A 24,120-nucleotide genomic window follows, 5' to 3' on the forward strand; every position below is an offset into this window, starting at 1 on the left:
GGCAGAGAGGTCACACCCGTTCCCATACCGAACACGGAAGTTAAGCTCTCTAGCGCCGATGGTAGTTGGGACCTTGTCCCTGTGAGAGTAGGACGTCGCCAAGCAACTAAAAACACAAGTCTTTTGACTTGTGTTTTTTTGTGTTTTCAAACAGTATGCAAAAAGAAGTAATGGTAATACAAACACGTTGCCCAAGGATGAATCATATTATATAAGAAATCGATGTATATTTTTCTGTAAATTGTTAAGGAATAGAAGTATAAAATATGTCCATTTAAATTAAATAGGGAGGGAAAGATATGAAATCACAAAACGAAGTTTGTATTGTTTGTGAGACAGAAAGAAAAGAAGGGATATATGTTTATAATAATTTAATATGTTATGAATGTGAAAAGGACATGGTGAATACAGAAACAAATGATCCGAAGTATATATATTATTTAAAACAGCTTCGGAAATTAGAAGTATCATATTTTTAAATAGGCATATGCCTATTATTTTTTTTGTTCTGTATAATAGATAAAGAATGAAATAATAAGGAAGAGATATAGATGAATCAAAATCGCATACCTTTATATGAAGCATTAATAGAGTTTAAAGAAAGAAGGCCGTTATCTTTTCATGTTCCAGGTCATAAAAATGGTTTAAACTTCCCTCAAGGGGCAGTAGAGGAGTTTAAAGATATACTATCTATCGATGTAACTGAGTTATCAGGGTTAGATGATTTACATAGTCCGTTTGAATGTATAGATGAGGCACAACAATTATTAGCTGATGTATATGAAGTGGAAAAAAGTTATTTTTTAATTAATGGTTCAACAGTCGGGAACTTAGCAATGATTTTGTCTTGCTGTAGGGAACATGATATTGTTCTTGTACAAAGAAATTGTCATAAATCAATTATTAATGGTTTAAAATTAGCAGGAGCAAATCCAATTTTTTTAGATCCATGGATTGATGAAGCTTATAACGTACCCGTGGGAATTCATGATGAGATTATTAAGGAAGCAATTGAAAAATATCCAAATGCGAAAGCACTTATTTTAACACATCCTAATTATTATGGTATGGGGATGGATTTAGAGGCAAGCATTGCTTATGCACATGCACATAAAATTCCTGTGTTAGTAGATGAAGCGCATGGAGCTCATTTTTGTTTAGGCGGGGCATTTCCAAAGTCAGCTTTAGCATATGGTGCAGATATTGTAGTTCATTCCGCACATAAAACATTACCTGCGATGACGATGGGATCCTATTTACATATAAATAGCCGCTTAGTGAAAGAAGAAAAAGTTTCTACTTATTTAAGTATGCTACAATCTAGTAGTCCATCGTATCCAATTATGGCTTCTCTTGATATTGCACGCTTTACGATAGCGCGTATAAAAGAAAAGGGACATGATGAAATTGTCGAGTTTTTACGGGAATTTAAAGAAGAATTGTCTTCTATCCCACAAATAGCTATTTTACAATATCCATTACAAGACGAGCTAAAAGTTACCGTACAGACACGTTGTCAGTTATCAGGATACGAATTACAATCTGTATTAGAAAAGGTTGGTATATATACCGAAATGGCAGATCCATATAATGTCTTATTTATTTTGCCTTTGCAAGTAAATAAGAAGTATATGAAGGCTATAGAGATGATCCGGGCGGCATTGCAATCTTATGAGGTGAAAGACAAGACAGAATCTATTCGTTATACTTATAAAGGAGAAATTTCTCCTTTACCGTATGCATATAAACAACTGGAAGGATATGAAACAAAAGTAGTATCTGTAGAAGAAGCAGTTGGGATGATAGCGGCGGAAATGGTAATTCCATATCCACCTGGTATTCCATTGATTATGTATGGGGAAAGAATTACTTCAGAACATAAAGAGCAAATTATGCATTTAGAGAGAGCAGGCGCCCGTTTTCAAGGTAGCACGAAATATATGAAAGTGTATGATATAGAAAGTAGGTTTTAGGATGAAGGGATTATTTGTAACAATTGAGGGGCCAGAAGGTTCGGGTAAAACAACGTTAATTCAAGGTTTATTGCCATACTTTGAACAAAAGGAACAAAAGGTAATGGCGACGAGAGAACCAGGTGGTATTGCAATTTCTGAGGATATTAGAACGATTTTACATAAGCAAGAATATACGATGATGGAAGCACGTACAGAGGCACTTCTATATGCCGCTGCACGTAGACAACATTTAGTGGAAAAAGTTATGCCGGCACTTAATGAGGATTACCTTGTATTATGTGATCGTTTTATAGATAGCTCTTTAGCGTATCAAGGCTATGCAAGAGGGTTAGGTATGGATAAAGTATTTGAAATCAATCGTTTCGCAACAGAAGACTGTATGCCTAGTTTAACAATTTACCTAGACATTGAACCCGAGGTTGGTTTAGCTCGAATTGCAAAAGATGCAGGACGTGAAGTGAATCGGTTAGATATGGAAGATATCACTTTCCATAAACGTGTGCGTGAAGGGTATTTACAAGTTGTAGAACGTTTCTCGGATCGTATTGTATTAGTAAATGCTGATCAACCAATGGAAAAACTTATAGAAGAAGTTATTCAAGTTATAGAAGATAAATTGTTATAATAGAAGGAAAGAATGAAATAAGTGAGGTATGCATTATGACGAAGACGTGGGAGCAGCTTTCTGCTATACAACCCATCGGTGTAAAAATGTTGATGAATAGCATCGCAAAAGAGCGTATATCCCACGCTTACTTGTTAGAGGGAGGGAAAGGGACAGGAAAGTTTGCGACAGCAATTCAAATGGCAAAGAGTTTCCTCTGTTCTCAGCGGAATGGGGTAGAGCCTTGTCATGTATGTACAAATTGTAAGCGAATTGATTCAGGTAACCACCCAAACTTACATATTGTAAAACCAGACGGATTATCTATTAAGAAGCAGCAAATTCATGATTTACAAGAAGAGTTTTCAAAAACAGGATTAGAAGCAAATAAAAAAGTATATGTTATTGAGCACGCAGACCGTATGACAGCAAATGCGGCGAATACACTGTTGAAATTTTTAGAAGAACCAAGTAGTGATACAACAGCTATTTTACTTACTGAACAAAGTCATCAAATTTTAAATACGATTTTATCTCGTTGTCAAGTTGTTACATTTAGACCGTTACCTACGGAATCTTTAATTAGAAGATTACAGGATGAAGGTGTTACGACATCTTTATCGACACTTGCTGCACAACTCACAAATAGTTTTGATGAAGCTTTAGCTTTATGTAGTGATGAATGGTTTGCACAAGCACGAGCTTTAGTGATAAAATTATGTGAAGCGCTCGAAAAAGATAAAGCCTCTATTTTTTTTGTACAAGAAAAATGGGGAAAACACTTTGGAGAGAAAGAACAATTACAGCAAGGTTTAGATATGTTACTCCTTATTTATAAGGATTTATTATATGTTCAACTTGGAGAAGAAGATCGTCTTGTTTTTCATGAGCAGAAAGAGATGTTTGAATCTTTCTCCTACGCTCAGAAGCGCATTGTATCAGCTCTCTTTAATATATTAGAGGCAAAAAATAGAATCAACGCTAATGTAAATGCGCAGCTTGTGTTCGAACAGTTAGTGTTGCGGTTGCAGGAGGGATGACCGTTTTGTATGATGTAGTAGGTGTTCGCTTTAAGAAGGCCGGAAAGGTGTATTACTTTGATCCGAATCAGTTCGATATCTCTGAAAATGAGTTTGTAATTGTAGAAACGGTAAGAGGTATTGAATACGGAAAAGTAGTTATTACCAAAAAGCAAGTTGATGAAAACGACGTTGTATTACCGCTAAAAAAGGTTATTCGCATTGCAAATGAAAACGATCGTACCATTGTTGAAGAGAACAAACATGCTGCAAAAGAAGCATATCAAGTTTGTCAGCAAAAGGTAGTAGAACATAATCTTGATATGAAACTTGTAGATGTAGAGTATACGTTCGATCGCAATAAAATTATTTTCTACTTTACTGCGGATGGTCGGATTGATTTTCGCGAACTAGTGAAGGACTTAGCAGCAATTTTTAGGACAAGAATTGAACTAAGACAAATTGGTGTTCGTGATGAAGCGAAAATGCTTGGTGGTATTGGTCCATGTGGTCGTATGCTTTGTTGTTCTACTTTTTTAGGGGATTTTGAACCTGTATCCATTAAGATGGCAAAGGATCAAAATTTATCATTAAATCCTGCAAAAATCTCTGGTTTATGTGGTCGCTTAATGTGTTGCTTAAAATATGAGAACGATGAATATGAGGCAGCAAAGGAACAACTTCCTGATTTAGATCAACGTATACAAACCCCGCATGGTACTGGCCGTGTTATCGGATTAAATATTTTAGAAAGATTAATTCAAGTGGAACTAGTAGACAAGGAACGGATAGTAGAATATACGTTAGATGAGTTAGTGAATAAAGGGGTCGTTTCGAGTCAAACCACAGATTAATGAGGTGGGTGCTTGTGGAGAAAAAAGATATTTTTGCATCGGTTTCTAGTATGGAAGAGCAAATTGGACATTTATACAAACAGTTGGGAGAATTAAAACAACATCTTGCAGAGTTACTGGAAGAAAACCAACATATAAAAATGGAAAATGAAAATTTGCGACACCGCTTTGAAGAAGTGCAGATTAAAGAAAAACAAAAAACTCAAAAACGTAAAGAAGTGAAGCCGAAGACAGATATTGGTGAAGGCTACGATAATTTAGCAAGACTATATCAAGAAGGTTTTCATATTTGTAATCTGCATTATGGAAGTGTACGTAAAGAGGGAGATTGTTTATTCTGCCTGTCATTTTTAAATAAAAAGTGAAATTACCTTTCCAATAATAATTGGAAAGGTAATTTTTTATACATGAGAGTAGAATCGAATATGTTTTTTATTAGTAGAAGATGAAATAGGGTAGGTTAAGTGTAAGAAAAGGAGCAACATATGAATTTATATGAAGATGAACGTTTAGATTACTTATTAGCACAAGATTTGAAGATTATACAAAGCCCATCAGTATTTAATTTCTCGTTAGATGCTGTTTTACTTGCAGACTTTGCTTGGGTGCCAATTCAAAAAGGTAATTTACTTGATTTGTGTACAGGTAATGCCGTTGTGCCCCTTCTATTAAGTACAAGGACGAAAGGGAATATTACTGGTGTAGAAATTCAAGAACGCTTATATGATATGGGAATAAGAAGTGTTCAATACAATAAGTTGGAAGAAAGAATTCACTTAATACACGGGGATTTGAAAGATATGCCGGAGAAACTTGGACGTCATCAATATGATGTTGTCACATGTAATCCGCCTTATTTCCAAACACCTGCAACTTCTGAAAAAAATATGAATGAACATTTAGCAATAGCTCGTCATGAAATTATGTGTACACTAGAGGATGTTGTATCTGCAAGTAGTCAGCTAGTAAAGCAAGGCGGGAAAGTAGCATTTGTACATCGTCCAGGTCGTTTACTAGACATTGTTACATTAATGCGTAAGTATAAAATTGAACCGAAGCGTGTACGATTTGTTTATCCTAAGGCAGGAAAAGAAGCGAATACATTGTTAATTGAAGGAATTAAGGACGGAAACGCAGATTTAAAAATATTGCCACCTCTTTTTGTATATGGAGAAAATAATGAATATACAAAGGAGATTCGTTCTATTTTATATGGAGAAGAATAAGCATTGTTTTTATGTAGTGGAGTGCTCTGATGGAAGTTACTATGCTGGATATACAAATCATATAGAGAAGCGGATTGAGACCCATAATAGCGGAAAAGGGGCTAAGTATACGCGTGCTAGACTTCCTGTTGCTTTAAAATACGTAGAGTTTCATGAAGATAAGCGTACAGCTATGCAAGCAGAGTACTATTTTAAGCAATTAAATAGAAAACAAAAAGAAGAATATATGCAAAAAGGAGAACCTTATGTGGCAACAAAAAAGTTTTCAACAAAATGAAAAGGGCGTTTTATATTTAGTACCAACCCCTATTGGGAATTTAGAAGATATGACATTTCGTGCAATCCGAATTTTAAAAGAAGCGGATTTAATTGCTGCTGAAGATACGAGACAAACGAAAAAACTTTGTAATTACTTCGAAATTGAAACGCCTGTTATGAGTTACCATGAGCATAATAAGGAAGTAAGTGGGAAGAAAATATTAGATAAGTTAGACGAAGGAAAGACAGTAGCACTTGTTAGTGATGCTGGTATGCCGTGTATTTCCGATCCAGGTTACGATATTGTTGTAGAGGCTGTAGCGGAACAGTATCATGTTATCCCGCTTCCTGGGGCAAATGCAGCCCTTACAGCATTAATTGCATCAGGCCTTGAAACAAAACAGTTTTATTTCTATGGATTTTTACAAAGAAATAAAAAAGAAAGAAAAATGGAGTTAGAGAAGCTTCGTTATATACAAACTACAATGATGTTTTATGAAGCACCTCACCGTTTGGATGATACTTTAATCTCGATGCAAGAAGTATTGGGAAATAGAGAAATTGTATTGTGCCGAGAGTTAACAAAAAAATTCGAGGAATTTATTCGTGGAACAGTTGAAGAAGCAATTGAGTGGACGAAACAAAATGAAGTTCGTGGTGAGTTTTGTATTTTAGTAGCTGGTTCAACGGAAGAACCTGCTCCAGAGGAACAATGGTGGGAAACTATTTCGGTATATGACCATATTGAACATTATATAAACGAAAAAGGTATGAATTCAAAAGAGGCGATAAAAACAGTTGCTAAAGATCGAGATTTGTCGAAACGCGATGTATATCAAATCTATCATGTCGATAAAAAATAAGCTTCTCATAATTGAGAAGCTTATTTTGCTGTTTCGATATAATCTTGAAGCTCGTTTAAGATTTGCTCAGCGCCTTCTTTGCTTAAGATAATTTTACCTTCAGCTAAAGATAGGTTACCATCAGATACTTCACCAGTTACTTGGCAAGTCATGTTTGGCTTATATTTTTTTAAGATGATTTTCTCGTCATCAACATAGATTTCAAGAGCATCCTTTTCTGCAATACCTAAAGTACGGCGTAATTCAATCGGAATTACTACACGACCTAATTCATCAACTTTACGAACGATACCAGTAGATTTCATAATTCTTTTCCTCCTAAAGAAATAGTTTATAAGTTTCGAGTCTATTTTTAGATTCGTCATTTTTCGACAAAATACCCTATGGACATATGATACCAATCATTTACATTTCCGTCAATTCTTTAATTCTATATTTTTTAAAAAGATTTATAGATTTCTTACTTCTTATATATAATAGAATTTGAGTAATTTCTACTATTATTTCACTTTATTTTCAGAAAAGTTCAGAAATTATAGGTAATGACTGTATATTTTCTTGAAATATGAGTAATAGATGATAAATATAAAAATATGAAGTTGTTTTTATCCTGCATTAACGAGTAGTAAGATTCTAAATTTTAAATTCGGCTGGGTCAAAGAAGTTAAGTGGAAGTCGGATTGCTCGTAAAAGTCCGATTGGTGTGGGTTGATAATCCGTGGGAATGAACAAGATCCTCACAGATTAAAGTTTCACTTTATATATAAGTTTTTGATATACTATTTATAAATACATATGAGGTTATCCGGGAGGTCCAAAACAATGACAAAGGAAAACAAATCCTTTTATATTACTACCCCAATTTATTATCCAAGTGGAAAATTACACATTGGACATGCTTATACAACAGTAGCAGGGGATGCTATGGCACGATATAAGCGTATGCAAGGATATAATGTTCATTATTTAACAGGAACTGATGAGCATGGACAGAAGATCCAAAAGAAAGCAGAAGAATTAAATGTTACACCACAAGCATATGTGGATAACATCGTTGCAGGAATTAAAGAACTTTGGGAGAAGATGGATATCTCCTATGATGATTTTATTCGTACAACGGAAGATCGTCATAAAGATGTTGTCGAAAAAATCTTCAAGCAACTAGTAGATCAAGGTGATATTTATCTTGATGAATATGAAGGTTGGTATTCTGTACAAGATGAGACATTCTATACAGAGCATCAATTAGTAGATCCAATTATGGAAGATGACAAAGTAGTTGGGGGAAAAAGTCCAGACAGTGGTCATGATGTAGAACTTGTTCGTGAAGAATCATATTTCTTTAGAATGGGTAAATATGTTGACAGACTATTAAAGTTCTATGAAGAGAATCCACATTTCATTCAGCCAGAGTCTCGTAAGAATGAAATGATTAATAACTTTATTAAACCAGGCTTAGAAGATTTAGCAGTTTCTCGTACTTCATTTGACTGGGGAGTTCGTGTTCCAGGTAATCCGAAACACGTTATTTACGTATGGGTTGACGCATTATCTAACTACATTACAGCATTAGGTTATGGAACAGAAAATGAAGAGATGTATAAGAAGTTCTGGCCAGCAGATGTGCATTTAGTTGGAAAAGAAATCGTTCGTTTCCATACGATTTATTGGCCAATCATTTTAATGGCATTAGATTTACCTCTTCCGAAAAAAGTCTTTGCTCACGGTTGGATTCTAATGAAGGATGGAAAGATGAGTAAGTCAAAAGGAAACGTAGTAGATCCAGTTACATTAATCGATCGTTACGGATTAGATGCATTACGTTATTACTTACTTCGTGAAGTTCCGTTCGGATCTGATGGCGTATTCACACCAGAAGGATTTGTGGAGCGTATTAATTTCGATTTAGCAAATGACTTAGGTAACTTATTAAATCGTACAGTAGCTATGATTGATAAATACTTTAACGGAGAAATCCCTGCATTTAAAGCAAATGTAACGGAATTTGATGGAACGTTAGTAACGTTTGCACAGGATACATTGAAAAAAGTAGAAGAAGCAATGGAGAATATGGAATTCTCTGTAGCTCTAAGCTCAATTTGGCAATTGATTAGCCGTACGAATAAATATATTGACGAAACACAACCGTGGGTATTAGCGAAAGATGAGAATAATCGTGAAAAGTTAGCCTCTGTAATGGCTCACTTAGCAGAAGTACTTCGTCAAACAGGTATTATGCTTATGCCATTCTTAACAGTAGCACCAAGCAAGATGTTTGCTCAGCTTGGCCTTACTGAAGAAGCACATACATCTTGGGAAAGCCTGTCTACAATTGGATGCATTCCAGCTGGAACAAAAGTAGAAAAAGGAAACCCGATTTTCCCTCGTTTAGAAATGGAAGTAGAGGTAGCGTACATTAAAGAACAAATGAAAGCCTCTGCTCCTAAAGTAGAAGAGAAAAAAGAAGAAGAACCGAAGGCAGAAGAAATTACAATTGATGATTTCTTTAAAGTAGAATTACGCGTAGCTGAAGTTCTATCTGCGGAACCTGTGAAAAAAGCAGACAAGTTGTTAAAAATTCAACTAGACTTAGGCACAGAAAAACGTCAAGTGGTTTCTGGCATTGCAAAGTTCTATTCGCCGGAAGATTTAAAAGGTAAAAAAGTTATTTGTGTAACAAACTTAAAACCTGTAAAATTACGTGGTGAATTATCACAAGGTATGATTTTAGCAGGTGAAGAGAATGGCGTATTGTCATTAGCATCAATCGACCAAAATCTACCAAACGGTACAAAAATTAAGTAATTAAGACAAGAAAAGAGATGTTTCACGTGTAACATGTGTGAAGCGTCTTTTTTCTTTTTACACCTCAATTTTTGCATTAAGATTGTAGTATTGTTATCGTTAAGTTATAAAAGAGCTTATTTGCGTAGAATAAATTTGATTTCAATATAAAAGGAGTTATGTATTATGTTGTTTGATACACATTCACATTTGAATGCAGAGCAATTTGAAGAAGACTTGCAAGAAGTGATTGTCCGAATGAAAGAAGCGGGTGTTACTTATACAGTTGTTGTTGGTTTTGATGAAGTAACGATAAAAAAGGCGATTGAATTAGCTGAAGCCTATGATTTTATTTATGCTGCGGTTGGATGGCACCCTGTTGATGCAATCGACATGACAGAAGAGCATTTAGCTTGGTTAGAAGAACTTGCTTCTCATCCTAAGGTCGTTGCACTTGGAGAGATGGGCTTAGATTATCACTGGGATAAGTCTCCAAAAGAAATACAGAAAGAAGTATTCCGTAAACAAATTGCATTAGCGAAAAAAGTAAAATTGCCGATTATTATACATAACCGCGATGCAACTCAAGATATTGTGGATATTCTAGAAGAAGAGAATGCAGCTGAAGTAGGAGGCATTATGCATTGCTTTAGCGGTAGCGTAGAGGTAGCGGAGCGATGTGTTGATATGAACTTTTTAATTTCGTTAGGTGGACCAGTTACATTTAAAAACGCTAAGAAACCGAAAGAAGTTGCTACGGAGATTCCATTAGAGAAATTATTAATAGAGACGGATTGTCCGTATTTAACACCGCATCCATTTCGCGGGAAACGAAATGAACCAAGTTATGTAAAACTCGTAGCAGAAGAAATTGCGAACTTAAAAGGAATTTCTTATGAGGAAGTAGCAGAAATGACAACGAAAAATGCAAAAGCTTTATTTGGCGTTGAATAAAAGAGTGGGAGAACCCATTCTTTTTTATTTTTGTGAAAAAATAGCAGGCGTGACAGAGAAGATAAGGGCGAATGAGTAAGTGGTACAATAAGGAGAGAGAACAAAGTTTTGGACATTCTACTTTTTAAAATGTAACAATGGGGAAAATAATAATGGAAAAGTCGTCATTTTTTTGTTTTACTAAGTAGAGACGAAACGAGTGTGGAGGCAAGCATGAAAATTAAAGAGATTATCGTTGTAGAAGGTAAAGATGATACAGTTGCGATTAAGCGTGCTGTTGATGCGGATACAATTGAAACGAACGGTTCAGCAATCGGTGATCATGTTATTGAACAAGTTAAATTAGCGCTGCAAAAACGAGGCGTTATTATTTTCACAGATCCGGATTATCCTGGAGAGCGTATTCGAAAAATTATTTCTGATAAGGTGCCTGGATGTAAACATGCGTTTTTACCGAAGGAAGAAGCACTTGCTAAGAGGAAAAAAGGTGTCGGAATTGAACATGCTTCTAATGAATCAATTCGCCGTGCTTTAGAGAATATACATGAAGAAATGGAAGCTTACACAAGTGAAATCAGTTGGAGCGATTTAGTCGATGCAGGTTTAGTGGGCGGAGAAATGGCAAAGAGTCGCAGAGAAAGAATGGGTAAGCTATTAAAGATTGGTTATACAAACGCAAAACAGTTACATAAACGTTTACAAATGTTTCAAGTTTCAAAAGAATCATTTGCAGAAGCGTATAAGCAAGTCATACAGGAGGAAAGAAAATGAAGGATATCGCAACGCCAAATCGTACGAAAGACATTGTTGAAAAGTATGGATTTTCATTCAAAAAAAGTTTAGGACAAAATTTTTTAATTGATACGAATGTATTAAATCGTATCGTTGATCACGCTGAAATTGGTTCAGAAAGTGGTGCAATTGAAATTGGACCAGGTATCGGTGCATTAACAGAACAATTAGCGAAGCGTGCTAAAAAAGTAGTGGCTTTTGAAATTGATCAAAGGTTATTACCGATTTTAGATGAGACGTTAGCTCCATATGGCAACGTTACTGTTATCAATAAAGATGTACTAAAGGCAGATGTACATGAGGTGTTTAGTGAGCAATTTGAAGAAGGGCAAGATGTAATGGTAGTAGCTAACTTACCATACTATATTACGACGCCAATTTTATTTAAATTGCTGGAAGAGAAATTACCGGTTCGTGGATTCGTTGTTATGATGCAAAAAGAAGTTGGGGATCGTTTAGCGGCTAAACCTGGAACGAAAGAGTATGGTTCTTTATCCATTGCTATTCAGTATTATACAGAGGTAGAAACAGTTATGACTGTACCGCGTACGGTGTTTGTACCACAACCAAATGTTGATTCTGCAATTATCCGCCTCCTAAAGCGTCCGAAACCAGTGGTAGAGGTAACAGATGAGACATTCTTCTTTGAAGTAGTACGAGCAAGTTTTGCACAGCGTCGTAAAACTTTAATGAATAATTTATCAAATAATTTAAATGGTTTCCCGAAAGATAAAGAGCTGTTGGATCGAATTTTAACAGAAGTAGGAATTGATTCGAAACGAAGAGGCGAGACGCTATCTATCGAGGAGTTTGCAACATTAAGTAATGCATTAGTTCTTCATAAGTTATCATAAGAATATAAAAGGGACAGTTCAACTTGAACTGTCCCTTTTGTCACCTTTCCCCTCTTACATTCATACTTTAAAAACAGGTAAGATGGCCTAATGAGTTTGGAGGTAGGAGAATGGCTTTACATGTTGGAGAATTAGTGGAACGATACTCTCATAATAGGGATATTCTTTTTCGTATTATAGAAATAAAAGGCGAGATAGCTATATTGTTTGGAGAGGAAATTAGATTGGTGGCAGATGCGCCACTTGAAGATTTAATTAGTATAGATCAACGAGAACATAAAAAGAGAGCGAAGCGTGAGAAAGAAACGATGGAGCGGACGTATCGTTTGTTTCAACAAGATTACGTATTAATGAAACAAAGGCATGAACACACTTCAACTGGTGGATATACAAGTGAAGTGAATTATTTTCAAATGCCAGGGCGTGTCTTGCACATAGATGGAGACCCGTTATATTTGCGCAAGTGCCTAGATTTATATAATAAAATTGGTGTTCCTGTACAAGGTATTCATTGTAAAGAAACAGAGATGCATGAAAAGGTAGTAGATTTAATAGATCATTTTCGTCCGGACATTTTAGTTATTACAGGGCACGATGCGTATACAAAATCAAAAGGAGTAAAGGGAGATTTAGCAGCATATAGGCATTCAAGGCATTTTGTACAGGCTGTTCGAGAAGTGCGAAAAAAATATCCATCGTTGGATCAACTCGTTATTTTTGCTGGGGCATGTCAATCACACTTTGAAGCATTAATTCGAGCAGGCGCTAATTTTGCTAGTTCCCCATCTAGAATTAATATTCACGCACTAGACCCTGTATATGTGGTTGGTAAAATTAGTTTTACGTCATTTATGGAAAGGGTTAATGTATGGGATGTTGTACGTAATACGATTACTGGTGAAAAGGGACTTGGCGGGATTGAAACAAGGGGGATTTTACGAACTGGATTACCTTTTCAACATTATGAAGAATAAGCAAGGTACATATGTATCTTGCTTTTTTGTATGGAAAGGATTTAAATCAGTTTGGATAAAAAGAGACAAGAACGCACAGACTACATAATGATACTTTTACAATATAGTATTTCTTCTATCTATTCGAACGCATGATGCTTTTATAATGATATTGTCTGTGAGTTGCGGTTAATAATTGGGATAGATATATCGTGTTTTAAGTGTTCAATCTAAATTACAGCGAGGTGTAACGAAGTATATGTCAAAACGTTTAGATGAAATTAAAAGCGAATTAGATCACCATCTTGGACAGAGACTGATGTTAAAGGCGAACAGTGGGAGAAGAAAAACTGTAGAACAATCAGGTGTACTTGCAGAAACGTACCGTTCTGTTTTTGTTGTACAACTGGATCAACAAGAAGATGCGTTACAACGTGTATCGTATAGCTATGCGGATGTTTTAACAGAGACAGTAGAGTTAACATTTTATGGTGAACCTCATAATGAAGTGATTTTATAATTCATGTATCGTTACATATATTCCCACAAATGAAAAGCTATATTATTTTGCATACTAATGATACCGTAGCAAAATAAGGAGGGACTCTGCATTGAGTAGACGAAGAGGTGTCATGTCAAATCAATTTAAAGAAGAGCTTGCAAAAGAGTTGGGCTTTTATGATGTTGTTCAGAAAGAAGGATGGGGCGGAATTCGTGCGAAAGATGCTGGTAACATGGTGAAACGTGCTATAGAAATTGCAGAACAGCAATTAATGAAACAAAACCAGTAGTTGTAAGATACTTTCTATGCTACGGTAGCCGAGGAGTGATTCCTCGGCTTTTTGTACTATAAAAGGTGCCATCATTTTACATAAGTAGTTTCATTCTGAATGCTTTTCGTTATAATTAGGGAAGTGTCATCGTCTTACTATAAATTTATGGTAAAATAAACGATAAAAGATTGAGTACATAGAGTGGGTGAATAGATTGAAGCTACTAGTGAAAGCACCAGCAAAGATTAATCTGTCGTTAGATGTACTGGGAAAAAGACAAGACGGATATCATGAAGTGAAAATGATTATGACAACAATTGATTTAGCGGATCGTTTAGAACTAATGGAATTAGCAGAAGACCGTATTGAAATTTTATCCCATAATCGGTATGTCCCAGACGACCAAAGAAATCTGGCTTATCAAGCAGCGAAATTATTAAAAGAGAAGTTTAATGTAAAAAAAGGTGTATCTATTACTATTGAAAAAACGATTCCAGTAGCAGCTGGATTAGCGGGTGGAAGTAGTGATGCAGCAGCAACATTACGTGGTCTTAATAAATTATGGAATTTAGGGCTTACAATTGATCAGTTAGCAGAGCTTGGCGCAGAAATTGGGTCAGACGTATCGTTTTGCGTATATGGTGGGACAGCAATTGCCACTGGAAGAGGAGAGCAGATTGAGCACATAAAAACTCCACCTTCTTGTTGGGTTATTTTAGCAAAACCCCATATTGGTGTATCTACTGCTGATGTGTATGGAAATTTAAAGTTAAATCGAGTTACACATCCAAATGTAGATAAAATGGTGGATGTCATAAATGCTGGAGACTACAAAGGGATTTGTGATACTGTCGGTAACGTTTTAGAAGATGTAACGTTTGCGATGCATCCTGAAGTTGCACGTATTAAGGCACAGATGAAGCGATTTGGGGCAGATGCTGTATTAATGAGTGGTAGTGGTCCAACTGTATTCGGTCTGGTGCACCATGATTCGCGAATGCATCGTATATATAACGGATTAAAAGGATTTTGTGAACAAGTATACGCAGTACGTTTATTAGGAGAGCGAGAAACGCTTGAATAAAGACGTATAATACGTTATGATTTGTTTAGAATATTCGTGATTTGAGGTGAGAGTATGAAAATTAGACGAAGTACAAGATTAGTCGATATGACTTATTACTTGTTACAAAACCCTCGTCAGCTAGTTTCTCTCACTTTTTTTGCTGAAAGGTATCAATCAGCTAAGTCTTCTATTAGTGAAGATTTAGTTATTATTAAGCAAACGTTTGAACAACAAGGGGTCGGCACATTGCAAACGATACCAGGAGCAGCAGGAGGAGTGAAATATATACCATATATAAGTGAAGAAGAGGCAGATCTAATTATTGGTGAGCTTTGTAGCTTATTCGAAAATCCAGATCGTATTTTGCCTGGTGGTTACTTATATATGACAGATCTTTTAAGTAATCCTCGTCATATTAATGGCGCAGGTCGTTTGTTTGCTTCTGTTTTTGCTAGGCAACCAATTGATGCAGTTATGACGGTGGCAACGAAGGGGATTCCACTTGCATATGCAGTGGCGAACTACTTAGATGTACCGGTAGTGATTGCAAGAAAAGATAATAAGGTAACAGAAGGACCCACTGTTAGTATTAACTATGTATCAGGTTCTTCTAAGCGAATTCAAACAATGACGTTAGCAAAGCGTAGTCTTCCGGAAGGATCAAATGTTTTAATTATTGATGACTTCATGAAAGCTGGCGGGACAATTCAAGGTATGATGAGTATGTTAGAAGAGTTTAAGGCTAATGTTGTTGGTATTGGTGTATTAGTAGAATCCACGGATATTGAAGAAAGACTAATTAATAACTATGTATCATTGATTCGTCTATCGGAAGTTGATGTGAAAGAAAAAGCGATTCAAGTGGAAAAGGGAAATTATTCACTGGCACCATTTGATGAAGGGCTTGTAGAGGCTGAGTAAAAAGGTAAAGCAAATAGCTTTATCTTTTTTTATTCTATTTATAAGTTACAAAATAGATGGACAAACTGCTTTTCGTGCACTATTTTTAAAGAGTAAAAATAAATAATAAAAGGGTGAAAAGTATGAAAGTTGTTCAAACAAAAAATGCACCACAAGCAATTGGACCATATTCACAAGGGATTATTGTAAATAATATGTTTTACAGTTCAGGACAAATTCCGTTAACTGCAAGTGGAGAGCTTGTAGCAGGAGACGTAACAGTACAAACAGAGCAAGTATTTCAAAATTTACAAGCAGTATTAGAAGAAGCAGGTGCTTCATTTGATACGGTAGTAAAAACAACAGTATTCTTAAAAGATATGGATGATTTTAATGCTGTTAATGAAGTATATGGATCTTATTTCTCTGCTCATAAGCCAGCTCGTTCTTGTGTACAAGTAGCAAAATTACCGAAAGATGTTTCAGTTGAAATCGAAGTAATTGCCCTAGTTAAGTAATCCTTTGTAAGCGATAACCTCTACTAATCTCTATATTCAATTACATTAAAAATTTTTATCTTAAAAATTTTTAAAAAATTAAAGGGAAAATAGAAATTTTGTGGAATTTATACAAATATATCGCTTATTTAGAAAAGGGTGGTGAACACAAGATGGAAGTGACTGACGTAAGATTACGCCGCGTAAACACAGAAGGCCGCATGAGAGCAATTGCCTCTATTACTCTAGACCATGAATTTGTTGTTCATGATATTCGTGTAATTGATGGTAATAATGGATTATTTGTAGCAATGCCAAGTAAACGTACTCCAGATGGAGAATTCCGTGATATTGCACATCCAATTAATTCTGGTACACGCTCTAAAATTCAAGATGCGGTTTTAACAGAGTATCATCGTTTAGGCGAGTTAGAAGAGGTTGAGTTTGAAGAAGCGGGTGCTTCGTAAAATTCGAATGAAAAGGGCCTTTTAGAGAAGCCCTATAATTTTGCAACAAACTCCTGTAAGCATTTACAGGGGTTTGTTTTTTTGTGTTTATACATATAATTTGTTCGGAAAATTCTAAATTAATAAAAAGAAGGATGGGAACTTCTAATTTTTTCAAAATCATTTTAAATAGTATAGCTTATTTCTTAAAAAAGATACTAAAGAGTAAAACATCTTATAAGAATTATGGTAAAATTTAATAGTTAAAATGTGTTTCTTGAAATATATGATGATTTAGGATAATATCGTTAATGGATAAATAGGTTGCGATGGAGGGTCTATATGTCAAACAGATTTGCAGTGATTCTAGCGGCAGGTAAAGGCACACGTATGAAGTCTAAGCTATACAAGGTGCTTCATCCTGTATGTGGAAAACCTATGGTACAACATGTTGTCGATCAAGTATCTCAATTAGGATTGCAGAAACTTGTAACAGTCGTAGGACATGGTGCTGAAATGGTACAAGAACAGCTAGGAAACGTAAGTGAGTTTGCATTACAAGCAGAACAACTTGGTACAGCACATGCTGTAGATCAAGCTGCAAGTGTACTTGCAAACGAAGAAGGAACAACTTTAGTTATTTGTGGTGATACACCGCTAATAACTGCTGAAACGATGGAAGCATTACTTCAGCAACATAAAGAAGCAGGGGCAATGGCAACGGTATTAACAGCTTACATAGAAGAACCTGCTGGATATGGTCGTATCGTTCGTAATGAGAATGGTCACGTTGAAAAGATTGTTGAGCATAAGGATGCAAATGAGAAAGAATTAGCTATTAAAGAAATCAATACAGGTACGTATTGTTTTGATAATAAAGCTTTATTCGCTTCACTTTCTAAAGTTTCAAATGATAACGTACAAGGTGAATATTACCTGCCAGATGTTATTGAAATTTTAAAAAATGAAGGTCATATTGTATCAGCTTATCAAACAGAGCACTTCGATGAAACGTTAGGTGTTAACGACAGAGTCGCTCTATCGCAAGCGGAAATTATTATGAAAAACCGTATCAACCGAAAGAACATGGTAAATGGTGTTACTATTATTGATCCAAGTAACACGTATATTTCTGCTGATGCAATTATCGGTAGTGATACAGTTCTTCATCCAGGAACAATTATTGAGGGGAACACTGTAATTGGTTCTGATTGTGAGATTGGGCCGCATACAGTAATTCGCGATAGTGAAATTGGAGATCGTACGACAATTCGTCAATCTACTGTACATGATAGCAAGCTTGGTACAGAAGTATCGGTTGGCCCATTTGCACATATTCGCCCAGATTCAGTTATTGGAGATGAAGTACGCGTTGGAAACTTCGTGGAAATCAAAAAAACTGTTTTTGGTAATAGAAGTAAAGCTTCACACTTAAGTTATATCGGGGATGCACAAGTTGGAGAAGACGTGAATCTTGGTTGTGGTTCAATTACGGTGAACTATGACGGTAAGAATAAATTCAAAACTGTGATTGGTAACGGGGTATTTATTGGATGTAATTCAAACCTTGTTGCTCCTGTAACAGTTGAAGACGGTGCTTATGTGGCAGCAGGCTCTACAATTACAGAGAATGTTCCATCAAAAGCATTGTCTGTAGCACGTGCACGTCAAGTTAACAAAGAAGACTATGTTGATCAATTGCTGAATAAGAAAAAATCATAATGTGGAGGGTTAATCTAGATGTCGACTCAATATCTAAATTCTAATTTGAAAGTATTCTCTTTAAACTCTAATAAGGAACTTGCTGAGCAAATTGCAAAGCACATTGGAGTAGGACTAGGAAAATGTTCTGTTGATCGTTTTAGTGATGGAGAAGTTCAAATTAACATTGAAGAAAGTATCCGTGGTTGCGATGTATTCATTATTCAATCTACAAGCTTCCCAGTAAACGAACATATCATGGAATTACTTATTATGATCGATGCATTAAAGCGTGCATCTGCAAAAACAATTAATATTGTTATTCCTTACTATGGTTATGCGCGTCAAGACCGTAAAGCGCGTTCTCGTGAACCAATTACATCGAAACTTGTAGCAAACTTGCTTGAAACAGCAGGTGCAACTCGTGTAATCACTCTAGATTTACATGCTCCACAAATTCAAGGGTTCTTTGATATCCCAATCGACCACCTAATGGGTGTACCGATTCTTTCAGATTACTTTGAAACAAAAGGTCTTAAAGATATCGTAATCGTGTCACCTGACCACGGTGGAGTAACTCGTGCTAGAAAAATGGCAGATCGCCTAAAAGCACCAATCGCTATTATTGATAAGCGTCGTCCTCGTCCGAACGTATCTGAGGTAATGAACATTATCGGTAATATTGAAGGTAAAACAGCAATTTTAATTGATGACATCATTGATACAGCTGGTACAATTACATTAGCAGCAAACGCTCTTGTTGAGAACGGTGCTTCTGAAGTATATGCTTGCTGTACACACCCAGTATTATCTGGTCCAGCAATTGAGCGTATCCAAAACTCAAATATTAAAGAGTTAGTTGTAACGAACTCTATCGTATTACCAGAAGAGAAGAAAATCGACAAAGTACATGAACTTTCAGTTGCTCCACTAATCGGAGAAGCAATCATTCGTGTATACGAAGAAGAATCTGTAAGTGTATTATTCAATTAATTGGATAGAATGAGACGTAACCAAGATTGGTTACGTCTTTTCGTATCGAAAAAAGAAAGTAGTGGTACAAGAATGAAATTGATAGTAGGACTTGGGAACCCAGGTAGAGAATATGAATTAACAAGGCATAATATTGGATTTATGGCGATTGATGAACTTGCAAAGCGTTGGAATATTTCTTTGAACGAACAAAAGTTTAAAGGAGTATTTGGTGCAGGATTTGTTAATGGAGAAAAAGTAATCTTATTAAAGCCACTTACATATATGAATTTATCTGGGGAAAGTATTCGTCCGTTAATGGATTACTATAAAATTGATGTAGAGGACTTCGTTGTTCTGTACGATGATTTAGACATCCCTGTAGGTAAATTACGCCTTCGTATGAAAGGCAGTGCGGGTGGACATAATGGTGTGAAATCAACAATTTCACATTTAGGAACACAAGAGTTTCAACGTATCCGCATGGGAATCGATCGTCCGAAAAATGGAATGAAGGTAGTAGATTACATATTAGGACGTTTTACATCAGAAGAGATTCCTGATGTAAATCATTCTATTGAAAAAGCAGCAGATGCATGTGAAGAATGGTTAAATAAACCTTTTCTTCAAATTATGAATACTTTCAATAGTTAAGGGTACGATTGGGAATATTTTATTTTATTTTTACCCATACTAGCAGTAATTGGATTTTTAGGAGGCTAGTATGGAAGGGTATTATTATTGCAGACATTGCGGGAGTAATGTAGGCTCCGTTACCGCAGAAAAAGTATATAGCGACGTTTTATTTCAACTAACAGAGCAAGAAGTAGTAGAAATGATTCATTTTCATGAGAATGGAAATATATATATAAAAACGATTTGTGAATTGTGTCAAGAAACGCTCGCATCTTATCCTGAGTATTATGAATATGAAAAATTTCTGCAATAAAATGTTGTCGCTTTGGCATGTCCAAAGCATTTTTCTGTTTTCTTTTTCCGAAATATTTGCATAAAATATAGTGGCTTGCTCTTTTATGTTGAGAGGGGTTTTGAAAATGATAGGTTTATTAGAGCAATTTTATAAAAATGAAGAGATCCAATCGGTCATTAATGGATTAGAAGATGGTTTAAAAGAGCAACTTGTATCAGGTATGGCAACCTCTTCTCGTTCGTTATTAATGGCGGCCTTATATAAAAAAACAAAAAAATCACAACTTATTGTGACGCATAATTTATATCAAGCACAAAAAGTACATGAAGATTTAGTGGCGTTACTTGGTGAAAAAGATGTATGGCTATATCCAGTAAATGAATTGATAGCATCAGAACTTGGTGTTGCAAGCCCAGAATTGAAGGCGCAACGTATTGAAGTGTTAAATCGCTTAGCTGCAGGAGAGCATGGGATTATTGTAGCACCAGTTGCAGGACTACGCAGGTTTTTACCAATGAAAGAGTTGTGGAAGCAAAGGCAAATCGAAATCAGTCTAGGGCAAGAGATTGATTTAGATACATTTTTGCATACTTTACATCATATCGGCTATGAGCGTAAGTCTATGGTAGAAGCTCCTGGAGAATTTAGTTTGCGTGGGGGAATATTAGATATATATCCACTAACTGAAGAGTTACCATTTCGTATTGAATTTTTCGATACAGAAGTCGATTCTATTCGATTATTTGATGTGGATGAACAGCGCTCTCAAGATAAAAAAGAAAGTGTTAGATTTGGTCCAGCAACAGAGTTTTTATTTTCGCAGGAAGAATTGAAATCAGGAATTAAGCATCTTGAAGAAGGTCTGACTAAGACGATGCAAAAACTTTCTGATGATAAGTTGAAGACTACAGTGCTTGAGACGGTAAGTCATGAAATTGAGATGTTAAAAAACGGGCAAAGTATAGAACAGATGTTTAAATATTTATCTATTTTCTATAAAGAACCTGCTAGTCTGATAGATTATTTACCAGAAGATGGTGTGGTTATTTTAGATGAGATTTCACGTATTCAAGAAACAGCATCACATCTTGAAACGGAAGAGGCGGAATGGTATATATCCCTTCTCGGTGAGGGAACAATTATTCAAGATTTATCTTTCTCTCATTCGTTTGAAGAATTTCTTCATCATAAAAAAAGAAGTTTTGTATATTTAACGTTATTCTTACGTCATATAGCACATACACATCCGCAAAACATTGTGAATGTGACATGTAAAACAATGCAAGATTTCCATGGGCAGATGCAGTTGTTGAAAACTGAAATTGATAGATGGAACGAAGGGCATTTTACGACTGTTGTGTTAGGTACAGATGATGAACGTGTGAAAAAACTACAACATATTTTAAGTGATTATGATATTGAGGCAGATATTGTAGAAGGCACAGATATATTATTGCCTGGAAGGTTACAAATTGCTGTAGGTGATTTACATGCAGGATTTGAAATGCCGATGCAAAAGCTTGTTGTCATTACTGAAAAAGAGCTTTTTCATAAGAAAGTTAAAAAATCACAACGTAAGCAAAAGTTATCGAATGCTGAACGTATTAAAAGTTATTCGGAATTAAAAGTTGGGGATTATGTAGTTCATGTAAATCATGGTATAGGTAAATTCTTAGGTATTGAAACATTAGAGATTAACGGTGTTCATAAAGATTATTTGAATATTAAATATCAAGGTAATGATAAGTTATACGTTCCAATTGAACAAATTGACCAAGTGCAAAAATATGTAGGATCTGAGGGTAAGGATCCGAAAGTTTATAAACTGGGTGGAAATGATTGGAAGAAGGTCAAAACGAAAGTTGAAAAATCTGTACAAGACATTGCGGATGACCTAATTAAACTATATGCTGAGCGCGAAGCTTCAAAGGGTTATGCATATACACCGGATACGGCAGAACAACAAGAATTCGAGTCCTCTTTCCCGTATCAAGAGACAGAGGATCAATTACGTTCTATTGAAGAGATTAAAAAGGATATGGAACGCGGACGTCCGATGGATAGGCTTCTTTGTGGTGATGTAGGATATGGAAAGACGGAAGTAGCTATTCGTGCGGCGTTTAAAGCAATTATGGATGAAAAACAAGTTGCAATTTTAGTGCCGACAACAATCCTTGCACAACAACACTATGAAACAATTCGAGAGCGTTTTCAAGATTATCCAATCAATATAGGATTATTAAGTAGATTCCGTACGAGAAAGCAGCAAAATGAAACAATTAAAGGTTTAAAAGATGGCACAGTAGATATTGTAATCGGAACGCACCGTATTTTATCTAAAGATGTTACTTATAAAGATTTAGGTCTTCTTATTATTGATGAAGAACAAAGATTTGGTGTAACGCATAAAGAAAAAATTAAACAACTAAAAGCAAATGTTGACGTATTAACACTAACGGCAACTCCGATTCCGCGTACGCTCCATATGTCTATGCTTGGTGTGCGTGATTTATCTGTTATTGAGACGCCGCCGGAAAATCGTTTCCCGGTTCAAACATATGTAGTAGAGTATAATCCAGCATTAATGCGAGAAGCGATAGAACGGGAGCTTGCAAGAGGTGGTCAAGTTTACTTCCTATATAATCGTGTAGAGGATATCGAACGAAAAGCAGATGAAATTTCGATGTTAGTTCCAGATGCGCGTGTAACTTATGCACATGGGAAAATGAACGAGAGTGAATTAGAGTCTGTTATGCTATCGTTTTTAGAAGGACAGCATGATGTTCTTGTAAGTACAACGATTATTGAGACGGGTGTAGATATTCCAAATGTAAATACATTAATTGTATTTGATGCAGATCGTATGGGATTATCGCAGTTGTATCAGCTTCGTGGGCGTGTTGGACGTTCTAATCGTGTTGCATATGCTTACTTTGCATACAAACGGGATAAAGTGTTATCGGAAGTTGCGGAGAAGCGCCTGCAAGCCATTAAGGAGTTCACAGAGCTTGGATCTGGTTTCAAAATTGCGATGCGAGATTTATCAATTCGTGGTGCTGGTAACTTGTTAGGAGCCGAACAACATGGATTTATTGATTCTGTCGGATTTGATTTATATTCTCAAATGTTAAAAGATGCAATTGAACAGCGTAGAGGAACAGACGGAGTTGAAAATACAGTTAATGTTGAAATTGATTTAGAAGTAGATGCATATTTACCGGATGCTTATATTTCTGATAGTAAACAAAAAATTATGATGTATAAACAGTTTAGAGGTGTTTCTGCAATTGAGGATATTGAAGAGTTGCAGGAAGAGATGATAGATAGATTTGGTGATTACCCGCAAGAAGTTGGTTACTTATTACAAATCGCAAATATTAAAGTATTAGCAATGAAAGAACAAATTGAATTAATTAAGCAAAATAAATTTGAAGTAACAATTCTGTTCTCAGAACAAGCGAGTCAAAACATTGATGGCGGAAAATTATTCATGCTTGGAAATAGTTTTGGACGAATGATCGGTCTAGGAATGGAAGGATCACAATTGAAAATCGTCATGAAAACAAATGGCTTAGAGACATCGAAGTGGTTAACAATTGCTGAAAATTTATTAAAAGGCTTGCCAGATGTAAAAAAAGAAGTCATAAATGCCTAATATTAGATAAAAAAATGCAATTCGACGTGCATAGAAGAACTA

At 35.6% G+C, this 24,120-nt stretch carries 26 protein-coding genes and 1 rRNA gene; 26 read left to right on the top strand and 1 reads right to left on the bottom strand.

From position 1 onward, the window contains the following. The 10 genes from rrf to rsmI all read left to right on the top strand — a co-directional run. Nucleotides 1–104: ribosomal RNA gene (gene rrf, locus ACTFRN_RS26750) — 5S ribosomal RNA — on the top strand; the annotation flags it as partial. A 195-nt stretch (nucleotides 105–299) separates the two neighbouring features. After that, on the top strand, nucleotides 300–479 hold the full coding sequence (locus tag ACTFRN_RS26755) for a sigma factor G inhibitor Gin (RefSeq protein ID WP_000842028.1): 180 nt from the start codon (nucleotides 300–302) through the stop codon (nucleotides 477–479). Between the two features lie 72 nt (nucleotides 480–551). Then, nucleotides 552–1,973, top strand: a complete 1,422-nt coding sequence (locus tag ACTFRN_RS26760; protein ID WP_088106324.1) for an aminotransferase class I/II-fold pyridoxal phosphate-dependent enzyme — start codon at nucleotides 552–554, stop codon at nucleotides 1,971–1,973. A gap of 1 nt (nucleotide 1,974) precedes the next feature. Next, nucleotides 1,975–2,601, top strand: a complete 627-nt coding sequence (tmk, locus tag ACTFRN_RS26765; protein ID WP_000677230.1) for a dTMP kinase — start codon at nucleotides 1,975–1,977, stop codon at nucleotides 2,599–2,601. 35 nt (nucleotides 2,602–2,636) lie between these two features. Beyond that, nucleotides 2,637–3,620, top strand: a complete 984-nt coding sequence (gene holB / locus ACTFRN_RS26770; protein ID WP_000169574.1) for a DNA polymerase III subunit delta' — start codon at nucleotides 2,637–2,639, stop codon at nucleotides 3,618–3,620. Nucleotides 3,621–3,625: 5 nt separating this feature from the next. Beyond that, on the top strand, nucleotides 3,626–4,453 hold the full coding sequence (locus ACTFRN_RS26775; RefSeq protein ID WP_000272429.1) for a PSP1 domain-containing protein: 828 nt from the start codon (nucleotides 3,626–3,628) through the stop codon (nucleotides 4,451–4,453). Nucleotides 4,454–4,467: 14 nt separating this feature from the next. Beyond that, nucleotides 4,468–4,818, top strand: coding sequence for a DNA replication initiation control protein YabA (gene yabA, locus ACTFRN_RS26780; protein ID WP_000412056.1), 351 nt, complete (start codon nucleotides 4,468–4,470; stop codon nucleotides 4,816–4,818). Between the two features lie 120 nt (nucleotides 4,819–4,938). After that, nucleotides 4,939–5,679, top strand: coding sequence for a tRNA1(Val) (adenine(37)-N6)-methyltransferase (locus ACTFRN_RS26785; RefSeq protein ID WP_014893383.1), 741 nt, complete (start codon nucleotides 4,939–4,941; stop codon nucleotides 5,677–5,679). Further along, nucleotides 5,666–5,956: a GIY-YIG nuclease family protein gene (locus ACTFRN_RS26790; protein ID WP_000414339.1), complete on the top strand. Its 291-nt coding sequence runs from the start codon at nucleotides 5,666–5,668 to the stop codon at nucleotides 5,954–5,956. Before ACTFRN_RS26785 ends, ACTFRN_RS26790 begins: the two co-directional genes overlap by 14 nt. After that, a complete protein-coding gene (rsmI, locus tag ACTFRN_RS26795) occupies nucleotides 5,925–6,800 on the top strand; it encodes a 16S rRNA (cytidine(1402)-2'-O)-methyltransferase (RefSeq protein WP_000267806.1) in 876 nt (291 codons plus the stop codon). Before ACTFRN_RS26790 ends, rsmI begins: the two co-directional genes overlap by 32 nt. A gap of 20 nt (nucleotides 6,801–6,820) precedes the next feature. Here the strand turns inward: rsmI and ACTFRN_RS26800 are convergent, their stop codons facing one another. After that, entirely contained in the window at nucleotides 6,821–7,105 is a 285-nt protein-coding gene (locus tag ACTFRN_RS26800) for an AbrB/MazE/SpoVT family DNA-binding domain-containing protein (protein ID WP_000843036.1), read from the bottom strand. Between the two features lie 517 nt (nucleotides 7,106–7,622). Here ACTFRN_RS26800 and metG point away from each other — a divergent pair. The 16 genes from metG to mfd all read left to right on the top strand — a co-directional run bounded on the left by metG (nucleotide 7,623) and on the right by mfd (nucleotide 24,078). Further along, a complete protein-coding gene (metG, locus tag ACTFRN_RS26805) occupies nucleotides 7,623–9,605 on the top strand; it encodes a methionine--tRNA ligase (protein ID WP_088106323.1) in 1,983 nt (660 codons plus the stop codon). 165 nt (nucleotides 9,606–9,770) lie between these two features. Continuing rightward, on the top strand, nucleotides 9,771–10,538 hold the full coding sequence (locus ACTFRN_RS26810; protein ID WP_000895848.1) for a TatD family hydrolase: 768 nt from the start codon (nucleotides 9,771–9,773) through the stop codon (nucleotides 10,536–10,538). Between the two features lie 213 nt (nucleotides 10,539–10,751). Further along, nucleotides 10,752–11,309: a ribonuclease M5 gene (gene rnmV, locus ACTFRN_RS26815; RefSeq protein WP_000692830.1), complete on the top strand. Its 558-nt coding sequence runs from the start codon at nucleotides 10,752–10,754 to the stop codon at nucleotides 11,307–11,309. Then, nucleotides 11,306–12,184: a 16S rRNA (adenine(1518)-N(6)/adenine(1519)-N(6))-dimethyltransferase RsmA gene (rsmA, locus tag ACTFRN_RS26820; RefSeq protein ID WP_088106322.1), complete on the top strand. Its 879-nt coding sequence runs from the start codon at nucleotides 11,306–11,308 to the stop codon at nucleotides 12,182–12,184. The genes rnmV and rsmA overlap by 4 nt, the downstream gene beginning before the upstream one ends. A gap of 110 nt (nucleotides 12,185–12,294) precedes the next feature. Further along, entirely contained in the window at nucleotides 12,295–13,158 is an 864-nt protein-coding gene (gene yabG / locus ACTFRN_RS26825) for a sporulation peptidase YabG (RefSeq protein ID WP_001173738.1), read from the top strand. 238 nt (nucleotides 13,159–13,396) lie between these two features. Beyond that, nucleotides 13,397–13,657 (top strand): biofilm formation stimulator Veg, encoded by a 261-nt coding sequence (gene veg / locus ACTFRN_RS26830; RefSeq protein ID WP_000044349.1) that lies wholly within the window; start codon nucleotides 13,397–13,399, stop codon nucleotides 13,655–13,657. Nucleotides 13,658–13,748: 91 nt separating this feature from the next. Next, on the top strand, nucleotides 13,749–13,928 hold the full coding sequence (gene sspF, locus ACTFRN_RS26835) for an acid-soluble spore protein SspF (protein ID WP_001985066.1): 180 nt from the start codon (nucleotides 13,749–13,751) through the stop codon (nucleotides 13,926–13,928). 196 nt (nucleotides 13,929–14,124) lie between these two features. Continuing rightward, a complete protein-coding gene (ispE, locus tag ACTFRN_RS26840; protein ID WP_000772094.1) occupies nucleotides 14,125–14,994 on the top strand; it encodes a 4-(cytidine 5'-diphospho)-2-C-methyl-D-erythritol kinase in 870 nt (289 codons plus the stop codon). Between the two features lie 54 nt (nucleotides 14,995–15,048). Then, nucleotides 15,049–15,897, top strand: a complete 849-nt coding sequence (gene purR, locus ACTFRN_RS26845; RefSeq protein ID WP_000702474.1) for a pur operon repressor — start codon at nucleotides 15,049–15,051, stop codon at nucleotides 15,895–15,897. 122 nt (nucleotides 15,898–16,019) lie between these two features. Next, nucleotides 16,020–16,394: a RidA family protein gene (locus tag ACTFRN_RS26850; RefSeq protein ID WP_000869804.1), complete on the top strand. Its 375-nt coding sequence runs from the start codon at nucleotides 16,020–16,022 to the stop codon at nucleotides 16,392–16,394. Between the two features lie 152 nt (nucleotides 16,395–16,546). After that, entirely contained in the window at nucleotides 16,547–16,840 is a 294-nt protein-coding gene (gene spoVG, locus ACTFRN_RS26855; protein WP_000454041.1) for a septation regulator SpoVG, read from the top strand. Between the two features lie 321 nt (nucleotides 16,841–17,161). Next, entirely contained in the window at nucleotides 17,162–18,541 is a 1,380-nt protein-coding gene (glmU, locus tag ACTFRN_RS26860; RefSeq protein ID WP_000071036.1) for a bifunctional UDP-N-acetylglucosamine diphosphorylase/glucosamine-1-phosphate N-acetyltransferase GlmU, read from the top strand. 18 nt (nucleotides 18,542–18,559) lie between these two features. Continuing rightward, nucleotides 18,560–19,513, top strand: a complete 954-nt coding sequence (locus tag ACTFRN_RS26865; RefSeq protein ID WP_000107420.1) for a ribose-phosphate diphosphokinase — start codon at nucleotides 18,560–18,562, stop codon at nucleotides 19,511–19,513. A 72-nt stretch (nucleotides 19,514–19,585) separates the two neighbouring features. Next, nucleotides 19,586–20,146 (top strand): aminoacyl-tRNA hydrolase, encoded by a 561-nt coding sequence (gene pth / locus ACTFRN_RS26870; protein WP_088106325.1) that lies wholly within the window; start codon nucleotides 19,586–19,588, stop codon nucleotides 20,144–20,146. 70 nt (nucleotides 20,147–20,216) lie between these two features. Beyond that, nucleotides 20,217–20,441 (top strand): anti-sigma-F factor Fin, encoded by a 225-nt coding sequence (locus ACTFRN_RS26875; protein WP_000399440.1) that lies wholly within the window; start codon nucleotides 20,217–20,219, stop codon nucleotides 20,439–20,441. Between the two features lie 106 nt (nucleotides 20,442–20,547). Next, complete coding sequence (gene mfd, locus ACTFRN_RS26880; protein ID WP_074568359.1) at nucleotides 20,548–24,078, top strand: transcription-repair coupling factor; 3,531 nt, start codon at nucleotides 20,548–20,550, stop codon at nucleotides 24,076–24,078. Nucleotides 24,079–24,120: the final 42 nt, after the last annotated feature.

The organism is Bacillus cereus group sp. MYBK245-2 (genome assembly GCF_051916145.1).
GTDB classification, from domain to species: domain Bacteria; phylum Bacillota; class Bacilli; order Bacillales; family Bacillaceae_G; genus Bacillus_A; species Bacillus_A pacificus.